Annotated in this window: 6 protein-coding genes and 1 pseudogene; 4 read left to right on the top strand and 3 right to left on the bottom strand. The window is 42.7% G+C overall.

All coding sequences use genetic code 11. The features are described 5' to 3' along the window. Together O9290_RS27860 and O9290_RS28685 are read right to left on the bottom strand one after the other, a co-directional pair. Window positions 1-87: helix-turn-helix domain-containing protein (locus O9290_RS27860; RefSeq protein ID WP_287630136.1), on the bottom strand; the 87-nt coding region annotated here is incomplete at its 3' end. Between the two features lie 94 nt (window positions 88-181). Continuing rightward, window positions 182-365, bottom strand: a pseudogene (locus O9290_RS28685) (IS110 family transposase); the annotation flags it as partial. Window positions 366-448: 83 nt separating this feature from the next. On the opposite strand from O9290_RS28685, the gene O9290_RS27850 reads away from it, so the two are divergent. Then, the gene (locus O9290_RS27850; protein ID WP_288054845.1) at window positions 449-4,192 is read left to right on the top strand and encodes a type IIG restriction enzyme/methyltransferase; all 3,744 of its coding nucleotides are present in this window, start codon (window positions 449-451) and stop codon (window positions 4,190-4,192) included. Between the two features lie 249 nt (window positions 4,193-4,441). Here O9290_RS27850 and bioD read toward each other — a convergent pair whose 3' ends face one another. Beyond that, window positions 4,442-5,116: a dethiobiotin synthase gene (gene bioD, locus O9290_RS27845; protein WP_002763308.1), complete on the bottom strand. Its 675-nt coding sequence runs from the start codon at window positions 5,114-5,116 to the stop codon at window positions 4,442-4,444. A gap of 27 nt (window positions 5,117-5,143) precedes the next feature. On the opposite strand from bioD, the gene O9290_RS27840 reads away from it, so the two are divergent. The 3 genes from O9290_RS27840 (at window position 5,144) to serA (ending at window position 9,557) form a co-directional block, all read left to right on the top strand. Next, window positions 5,144-5,395: a hypothetical protein gene (locus O9290_RS27840; RefSeq protein ID WP_288087762.1), complete on the top strand. Its 252-nt coding sequence runs from the start codon at window positions 5,144-5,146 to the stop codon at window positions 5,393-5,395. Window positions 5,396-5,505: 110 nt separating this feature from the next. Then, complete coding sequence (ilvB, locus tag O9290_RS27835) at window positions 5,506-7,359, top strand: biosynthetic-type acetolactate synthase large subunit (RefSeq protein WP_288026791.1); 1,854 nt, start codon at window positions 5,506-5,508, stop codon at window positions 7,357-7,359. 620 nt (window positions 7,360-7,979) lie between these two features. Continuing rightward, complete coding sequence (gene serA / locus O9290_RS27830; RefSeq protein ID WP_002763312.1) at window positions 7,980-9,557, top strand: phosphoglycerate dehydrogenase; 1,578 nt, start codon at window positions 7,980-7,982, stop codon at window positions 9,555-9,557. Window positions 9,558-9,854: the final 297 nt, after the last annotated feature.

The raw sequence follows: 9,854 nt of genomic DNA, 5'->3' as shown, positions 1-9,854 counted from the left end.
AACTAATCTTACACAGCCCAATGTGCGCCGCAATAGCGACTCTTGTTCGGGTGTGGGGTAAAATCGAAACGAATAGGCTTTTTCCATACCTCACATTTTAGCATATATTTCGTAAACGATGCTCATATTTAACAGTAAAGCCGTCGTAGAACGACGGGGTTTCAGACCCAAAATTTTCGATGACTTTCTCGGGCCATTGTTGGTTAGCTTGGGTCAATTCCTCAATTTCTTGATTGAGTTTTTCAAGGCAGTTATCGAGATACTCAAGATGGGCTTCGATATCGAGCTTTACCGCGAGCGCGTTCCCGTCGGTTCTTTTCGGCAGTCCGCATCTCGACAAGTTGCCGGCGACGACTAATTAAGTCCTACCGCTAACCCATCCTACAAATAATTGTGCCTCCCTACTTATAATAAAATTAGTCGGTAGTTTCCCTAGAGGTAAACTTTTATGATTGTCAATAAGCGAGCACTCAAGCAAGCCTTAAATCGGGTGTACTTAAAAATCAAGCCTGATGCTGAAACAATTCAGGTTTTTCGAGCTAATTTGGTGCGCTTGTTGGACCAATGTGACAGCAAAAAGTCGGAAGAGTTTAATAAAAATTTGCTGATAGATTTTTTAAAAAATACCTATTATGCTGATCGCTATTTTATCAATACAAAAGAGCGCATTGATCTGGTGATTCATAATAACCAGGATGTTAAAAGTCCAGTGGGGGTCATTTTTGAGACTAAGAAGCCTACTCAGACAATAAATGCAGAAATGCCAAGACTGGATCATCTCAACACTAAGGCTTTTCAGCAGTTAGTTTTATATTTTCTCTGCGAAAGGGTGACGGATAAAAATCTTGAGATTAAACACTTGATCGTGACAAATATTTATGAATGGTTTATTTTCGATGCGAAGATTTTTGAGGAGTTGTTTTTTGCTAATAAGGCTCTATTTAACCAGTTTTGCGATTTTGAAGCCGGGAGACTGAGTAGTACAAAAACGGATTTTTTCTATCAACAAATTGCAGAACCGGCGATCACTAAAGTTATTGAGCAAATTAAGTTTACTCATTTTGATCTGCGAGATCTGGAAAATTTAGATTTGCTTGATATTTACAAGATTCTTTCGCCAGAACATTTACTTAAGTTACCTTTTGTTAATGACAGTAATACTTTAAATAAGCCTTTTTATAATGAGCTTTTGTATATTATTGGCTTGACGGAAATTAAGGAAAAAGGGAAGAAGTTAATCGGACGAATGAAAGAAGGCGATCGCTGTGATGGTTCCCTGATTGAAAATGCGATTAGTCGGTTGGATAGTTTAGATAAAATTGCACAATTAAAAAATCCTGAAGAGTTTGGAACTACGGATGAGGAACGGCTTTATAATGTGGCGTTGCGGTTATCAATTAATTGGATTAATCGGGTTTTGTTTCTCAAATTATTGGAAGCGCAATTAATTAAATATCATCAAGGCGATCGAGATTTTGCTTTTCTCAATTTGGCGAAAGTTCCCAGTTATGATGATCTCGATAGTTTGTTTTTTGATGTGTTAGCTAGGGAGACAAATAAGCGCGAGGCTAAGGTTAAAACGACTTTTGCTCATGTACCTTATTTAAATAGTTCGCTATTTGAACCAACGGAGACGGAACAGCAAACGATTTTTATTGGCAATTTGCGGGAGCGAACTTTACCCATTTTTGCAGGTACGGTGCTAAAAGATAATCAGGGTAATAAGCGAGTAGGTGAGTTAAATACGTTGGCTTATTTGTTTGAGTTTTTGGATGCTTATAAGTTTGATCGAGATGAGTTAGAAAATCCTCAAGAAGATAGCGAAAAGTTAATTAATGCTTCGGTGCTGGGGTTAATTTTTGAAAAGATTAATGGTTATAAGGACGGTTCTTTTTATACACCGAGTTTTATTACCATGTATATGTGTCGGGAAACGATACGAAGAGCGATCGTGCAGAAGTTTAATGAAGTAAAAGGCTGGAATTGTCAAAGTTTGGATAATTTATATGAACGAATTGAGGATAAAAGAGAAGCGAATACTATTATTAATAGCCTGAAGATTTGCGATCCGGCCGTGGGTTCAGGACATTTTTTGGTTTCAGCTTTGAATGAGATAATCGCGATTAAGAGTGAGTTACGGGTTTTATTAGATACTTCGGGTAAGTCGCTAAAAGATTATCGGGTAGAAGTGCGAAATGATAAGTTACTGGTTTATGATGATGAGGGGACTTTATTTGCTTATCATCCGAATAATAAAGAAAAGCAACGGGTACAGCAAGCCTTATTTCATGAGAAACAGACGATTATTGAAGGGTGTTTATTTGGGGTGGATATTAACCCTAATTCCGTGACTATTTGTCAGTTGCGGTTATGGATTGAGCTTTTAAAGAATGCTTATTATCGCGAGGATGGCAATTTAGAAACTTTGCCAAATATTGATATTAATATCAAGTGTGGTAATTCTTTGATTAGTCGCTTTACTTTGGATGTGGATGTTAAACAGGTTTTACAGAAGCAGAGGTTTAGTATTGAGCAATATCGCAATGCGGTACAGACTTATCGCAATGCGGAAAATAAGGAACAAAAGCGGGAGATGGAAACGCTGATTGCTAAGATTAAGGCTGGGTTTAGTGCTAATTTATTAATTAGTGATCCTAAGAAGGTGAAGTTACGTCAATTACAAGGGGAGCTTTATAATCTGGAAAATCAGGGTTTATTGTTTGAGGAGACTAAGACGGAGCAAAAAGCGCGGGAGAAAAAAGTAACTAAGTTAAATAATGAGATTGATAAGCTAACTGCTGAAATTGCAGATATTGAAAGCGGTAAGCTGTATAAGAATGCTTTGGAATGGCGGTTTGAGTTTCCTGAAGTGTTGAATGATGACGGGGATTTTGTTGGGTTTGATGTTGTAATTGGTAATCCTCCTTATGGCGTAGATTTTTCAACCCAAGAAAAAGAGTTTTTAAAGAAATATTATGATCGAATTCATGTCCGAACTCCAGAGTCTTTTAATTATTTTTCTTACAGATATCAAGAACTTACAGGTAAGCAATCTTTGTGTTCACTAATAATTCCCTCTAGTTTTTTAAATCAAATTGAATTTGAAAAAAGTAGAGAATTAATACTAAGTAATTACAGTCTTATCTTAGACATTAATCTTGGGGATGGAGTATTTGAAGATGTTACAACTCCTACCTGCATCATTAGTTTTTCTAAAAAAATATTAAACAACTCAACTCTATATGCAGATCTATCAGATGTGGAAAGAGATAAATTACCAGTTGAGCTAGATAAAATCAATAATCTCATTGATCAATCCAATCTTGTTTCTAATCAAGCTTATAGCTTTGTTTTTAAAAATCATCATCAATTAATTGAAAAATGTTATTCAGGTAATCTAACTCTTAAAGATATTGCTGAAGATGTAGCTACTGGAATTAGTCCCGGACTTGCAGATGCTTTTATACTTAAATCAGATGAAGCTGAAAGTAAGAAATTAGAAAAAGATATAATTAAAAAACTAATAATTGGAGGAGAAATAAACTCTTATTGTTTACAGCCTAAATCAGAGAAAGTCATAATTTATTTTTCTTCGGACTTAGATGTTAAAAATTATCCCAATATTATTAAACATTTAAGCTTATACAAAGAAAAACTAGACAATAGAGTAGAAACTAAAAGTGGTGTTATCCCTTACTATGTAATGTTAAGACCTAGGCGCAAAAAATTATTTACTGAGCCTAAAATTTTAATTCGACAAACTGCGAATAGAATCATTGCTGCTTACGACGAAGATCAATGGTATTGCCTTAAAAGTGGAATAATAGTTCAGTTGCCAAATAAATCAGAAGTGCAATATTTATATTTATTGGCTGTTCTCAACTCTAAATTGATGAATTTTTTATATAGTGATTTAGTTAATGAAGATGTGAGAATATTTCCAGAAGTAAAGCCAGTACAATTATTTAAACTTCCAATTGTAGTTCCTAAAAGACAAATACAAATAGCATTAGAAAAAATTGTTAATAAAATTCTCACCGCAAAAAAAGACGATCCTAACGCTAACACAAGCGAATTAGAAAAGCAGATTGATCATTTAGTTTACAAACTCTATCAACTCACCTATAATGAAGTAAAAATAATTGATCCAGAATTTGCCCTAACAGAACAAGAATATCTGGACTTCCCCTAATTTATTCCCTTACCCCCCCGATGTCCTGTAGGGTTGATTCATGAATCAACCCTACTATGAATTAACCCTACGATGAATCAACCCTACTATGAATCAACCCTACTATGAATTAACCCTACCCTTACCCCCCCGATGTCCTGTAGGGCTAATTCATGAATTATCCCTACAATGGGTGTTGTCAAATTGAAAGATGCTGGGAATCAGCTTTGCCTTTTGCCTTGTGCCTTTTGCCTCGTCTCAACAAGCAATTTAAATGCTTGACAGCTTAATTTCTGGCCAACTAGCTACCACCGAAGCCAATTTATCCAAATCCCGACGATCTTCGATAAAGGGAAAAACACCTAAAACTGGACAATTAGTCAAGGATTGAATTAAATCGATCGGTGTTAACTGCTCTATCTCCGTCTCCGTGCGCGGTTCGAGACAATTAAGGATAATTCCGCCCAAATTGACCTTTTTCTGCTCTGCTAGGGCAATATTAGCCACCGTTTGGGAAATCGCCCCCAATTTCACCGGCACCACCAAAAGGGTTTTTAACCGCCATTGAGCAGCTAAATCCGCCAAAGTTAGCTCGTGAGTGACAGGACAACCTAAACCCCCCAAACCCTCAATTAAAACCAAATCTTGGCTTTTTTGTAGGTTTAGCAGAGCTTGCCACACCGTCCCCAAAGGAATATCTCGACCTTCCAAATCAGCAGCCACAGGAGGCGCTAAGGGTGCTTGATATTGCAGCGGTGTGATCATTTCTAATTGACCCTGAAATAAACCCTCATACCATTCTCGATCGCCTTGACCCGTTTGCATTAATTTCATCAGCCCCAAGGCCTTGGATGGATAGTATTTTTGCCAATAAGCCACTAAAGCAGTGGTGACAACGGTTTTACCCGCATCGGTATCCGTAGCCGCAATCAAAAGACTATTCATAAAACTTCCAGGCTCAGTCAAGATCAGGTGAAATCACCAATATTTATTATCTTATCTCCCCTCTTCCCCATCACCCCACACCCCACACCCCACACCCCACTTCCCCACTTCCCCACTTCCCCACTTCCCCATCACCCCACACCCCACACCCCACACCCCACACCCCACACCCCACACCCCACACCCCACTTCCCCACTTCCCCACACCCCACACCCCACTTCCCCAGATATTGCATGGGTAAGATGCAAAAAGAAAAAAAACTGCAGCCAAAAAGGTGAGATGGAATACACTAAAAGTATAAGGTTATCAATTTTGCTATTTTTCAAGTTGCATCCTAGGCAACAGAATTGCAATTATCCCTCTAGTTAGAAATTGGACGGTTTGCCCTGTGGTTTCATCACTTCCCAAGCCCAATGACTCTTTAACAACGGTTCCCCAGCGTTGTTCTGGGGCTTATGCCTTGATGGACAGTCTCAAACGTCATGGTGTTAAGCACATCTTCGGTTATCCCGGAGGTGCGATCCTGCCCATCTATGACGAACTCTACCGCTTTGAAGAGCGGGGAGAATTACAACATATCTTAGTGCGCCACGAACAAGCGGCCGCCCATGCCGCCGATGCCTACGCTAGGGCCACCGGCAAAGTGGGAGTCTGTTTCGGTACTTCCGGCCCCGGGGCGACCAATTTGGTGACAGGCATCGCTAACGCACACATGGACTCCATCCCGATGGTAATTATCACCGGTCAGGTGAGTCGGGCGGCCATCGGTTCCGATGCTTTCCAAGAAACCGATATTTATGGGATTACTCTCCCGATTGTTAAACATTCCTATGTGGCTAGAAACGCCCGGGAAGTAGCGAGAATCGTCGCTGAAGCCTTCCATATCGCCAGTACAGGACGACCGGGACCGGTTTTAGTCGATATTCCCAAAGATGTCGGTTTAGAACTATGCGATTATATCCCCGTCGAACCAGGAGATGTGAAACTAAGCGGCTATCGTCCCACGGTTAAGGGCAATCGCCGTCAAATCGAGGCCGCTTTGCACCTCTTGGAAACCGCCGAAAAACCCTTACTTTACGTTGGTGGAGGTGCGATCGCAGCGAATGCCCACGCCCAAATTGCCGAGTTTGCCGAGCGTTTTCAGTTACCCGTCACCACCACGTTAATGGGGATCGGTGCTTTTGATGAACATCATCCCCTCTCGGTGGGAATGTTAGGAATGCACGGCACTGCCTACGCTAATTTTGCCGTGACCGAGTGTGATTTATTAATTGCCGTCGGCGCTCGTTTTGATGACCGAGTAACGGGGAAATTGGACGAATTCGCCTCGAAAGCTAAGGTAATCCATGTGGATATAGACCCGGCCGAAGTGGGCAAAAATCGCGCCCCTGACGTGCCGATTGTCGGGGATGTGCGGGTAGTTTTAGAACAAATACTCCAAAAAGCCAGAGAATTTGATTATCCCACTAATTCTGATCGCAGCCAAGCTTGGTTAGCCAAGATCGAGCGCTGGCGACAAGATTATCCCCTGCAAGTACCTCGACCAGAAGGCAGACTTTCCCCCCAAGAAGTGATCGTTGAGGTGGGTCGTCAAGCACCCCACGCCTACTATACCACCGATGTGGGCCAGCATCAGATGTGGGCGGCCCAATTCCTCAAAAATGGTCCCCGACGTTGGATTTCTAGCGCGGGATTGGGGACGATGGGTTTCGGTTTACCCGCTGCGATGGGGGTAAAGGTGGCTATTCCCGATGAGGAGGTCATCTGTATTAGTGGTGATTCCAGTTTCCAAATGAATCTACAGGAATTGGCCACCCTAACCCAATTTAATATTCATGCCAAGACGATTATTATTAATAATGGTTGGCAGGGTATGGTACGTCAATGGCAAGAAGCTTTCTATGGGGAACGTTATTCTAATTCCAATATGGAAGCGGGAATGCCAAATGTGGAACTGTTAGCCCAAGCTTACGGCATTAAAGGCATTACTATTCGCCATCGAGAGGAATTAGCCGCAAAAATTGCCGAAATGTTGGCCCATGATGGTCCGGTTTTAGTCAATGCGATCGTGACTAAAGACGAAAATTGTTATCCCATGGTTGCCCCCGGCCAAAGTAATTCCCGTATGATTGGTTTACCGAAAATTGTCACTGGGGGTTGTGAAATGCTCAATTGTCCCAGTTGTGGCGCGGTTAACAGTTGGAATAATAAATTCTGTCCTGAATGTGGGGCGAAATTGTAGCTGAAAATTGTTAATTAATTAACCAGCCTCCGTTATTCTTAACGGAGGTTTTTGGCTTTTTCTCTACTGTGTGAACATCATAAGTAGGTAGGCGTTAAAAATTATCAGAAACCCCCCTTATCAAGGAAGGATCGGCACCCCCCTTATCAAGGGGGATCCCCCCGCCTATCGGCACCCCCCTTATCAAGGGGGGCGGGGGGGATCGAACCTAAAATCCATTTTTAAGTAGGTAGGTATTAAAAACTTTCAGATCCCCCCGCCTATCGGCACCCCCCTTATCAAGGGGGGCAGGGGGGATCGAACCTAAAATCCATTTTTAATTTAATTATAACCAGCTACTTAGAAATTGTCAAACAGAAGCAATGGCAGCCCTAGAAAAAGCTTTAGAAAAAGAAGCGGAAAACTTGATCGCCACCGTGATTAAATTAGCCATATCTCAGTGACAACGGCAAGAGCCTGACATCAACCCCATGGACGACAATTAAGAATGACAACCTAAAATCTTTTCGCTAATTTTGCCATAGACTGCACCCTTTGCTTCTAAAATGGGCTATTGCGGCTAGACCCGAATATTGGTCTAGCATTTGCCCGTAGACTGAAAAAAGCACGTTATAAAGATTATGGCCAAAGTTCTGGTATCCGATTCGATCGATCCGGTAGGAGTAGAAATTCTGTCACAGGTTGCCCAAGTGGACGTGAAAACAGGACTATCCGCTGAGGAAATCATTCAAATTATCCCCGAATACGACGCACTGATGCTCCGTTCCAGTACCCGCGTCACCAAAGAAATCGTCGAAGCGGGCAGCAAACTGCAAATTATCGGCCGCGCAGGGGTAGGAGTCGATAATATCGATGTTCCCGCGGCCACTCGTCAGGGTATTATTGTCGTTAACTCTCCCGAAGGTAACACGATCGCCGCTGCCGAACACGCCTTGGCCATGATGTTATCCCTCTCCCGTCATATTCCCGATGCCAATCAGTCGGTAAAAGCGAATAAATGGGAAAGAAATCGCTTTATCGGCACAGAAGTTTATAAAAAGAACCTAGGAGTCGTCGGTTTAGGTAAAATTGGTTCCCACGTCGCCGCCGTTGCTAGATCTCTAGGCATGAAAATTCTCGCCTACGATCCCTTTATTTCCAAAGAACGCGCCGATCAACTCGGTTGCACCTTGGTGGATCTAGAATTACTCTTTGCTGAGTCCGATTTTATCACCCTCCACGTCCCGAAAACTCCCGAAACCCAGCATCTCATCGGTCGGGAAACCATCGCTAAGATGAAACCAACGGTCCGCATCATTAACTGTTCCAGAGGCGGCATTATCGACGAGTTGGCTTTAATTGAAGCCCTCGAATCCGGTAGAATCGCCGGGGCAGCCTTGGATGTATTTGAACAGGAACCTTTAGGCGAATCTAGATTAAGAGAATTGTCTAACGTCATTCTCACTCCCCACCTAGGCGCATCGACTACGGAAGCACAGGTGGGTGTGGCTGTTGATGTGGCCGAACAAATTCGCGATGTCCTCCTCGGTTTGCCAGCGCGTTCGGCCGTTAATATCCCCGGACTAACTCCCGATGTTATGGAAAAACTGCGCCCTTACCTGCAATTAGCGGAAACTATGGGTAATCTCGTCAGTCAGTTGGCAGGAGGTCGCTGTGACTCGTTAAATGTCCGTTTACAGGGAGAATTGGCCACTAAAGACAGTCAACCTCTGGTGGTGGCGGCAATTAAGGGTTTACTTTCCCAAGCCCTCCGGGAACGGGTAAACTATGTTAATGCGGCGATCGAAGCTAAGGAACGCGGTATCCGGGTAATCGAAACCCGGGATGCTTCCACCCGGGACTATTCGGGATCGATTCATTTGGAAGCCAATGGTTCCATGGGGACCCATTCCGTCACCGGAGCGCTGTTAAGTAACGGAGAAATCCGCATTACTGACCTCGATGAGTTCCCAATTAACGTGCCACCGAGTAATCATATGCTATTCACCCTTCACCAGGATATGCCCGGTATTATCGGCAAAATTGGCGCACTTTTAGGCAGTTTTAATGTCAATATCGCCAGTATGCAGGTAGGACGCAAAATTATTCGCGGTGACGCAGTTATGGCCCTGAGTCTCGATGATCCTCTACCAGAAGGTCTTCTCTCGGAAATTACTAAAGTCCCCGGTATCCGCGATGCTTACACAGTAAAACTCTAGATTAAATCAGTTATCAGCTTCTGAAGGCAAGAGGCAACCCCCCACCCCCCCTAGGGTTGATTCAAGGTAGGGTTGATTCATGAATCAACCCTACTACCGACATCGGGGGGGTCGGGGGGCAAGGGGGGCTAATCTAAGAATAAGCGGTTTAAATGCGTCTTAGCTTCATCAGTAATCAGTGAAAAGAAAGCTCCGCACTTGCCACTTAAGTAGGGAGGTACAATTATTTGTAGGATGGGTTAGCGGTAGCGTAACCCATGCGGGCGTTGGGTTTCATGCTTCAACCCAACCTACGTT

Source organism: Microcystis sp. LE19-41.2A (assembly GCF_027530405.1).
Lineage (GTDB): Bacteria > Cyanobacteriota > Cyanobacteriia > Cyanobacteriales > Microcystaceae > Microcystis > Microcystis aeruginosa.
This window is presented reverse-complemented; position numbering and strand designations above follow the sequence as displayed.

Bases quoted from the DNA above. Each gene is read 5' to 3' on its own strand.
- O9290_RS27850 (WP_288054845.1), top strand. From the start codon at position 449: ATGATTGTCAATAAGCGAGCACTCAAGCAAGCCTTAAATCGGGTGTAC.
- bioD (WP_002763308.1), bottom strand. From the start codon at position 5,116: ATGAATAGTCTTTTGATTGCGGCTACGGATACCGATGCGGGTAAAACC.
- serA (WP_002763312.1), top strand. From the start codon at position 7,980: ATGGCCAAAGTTCTGGTATCCGATTCGATCGATCCGGTAGGAGTAGAA.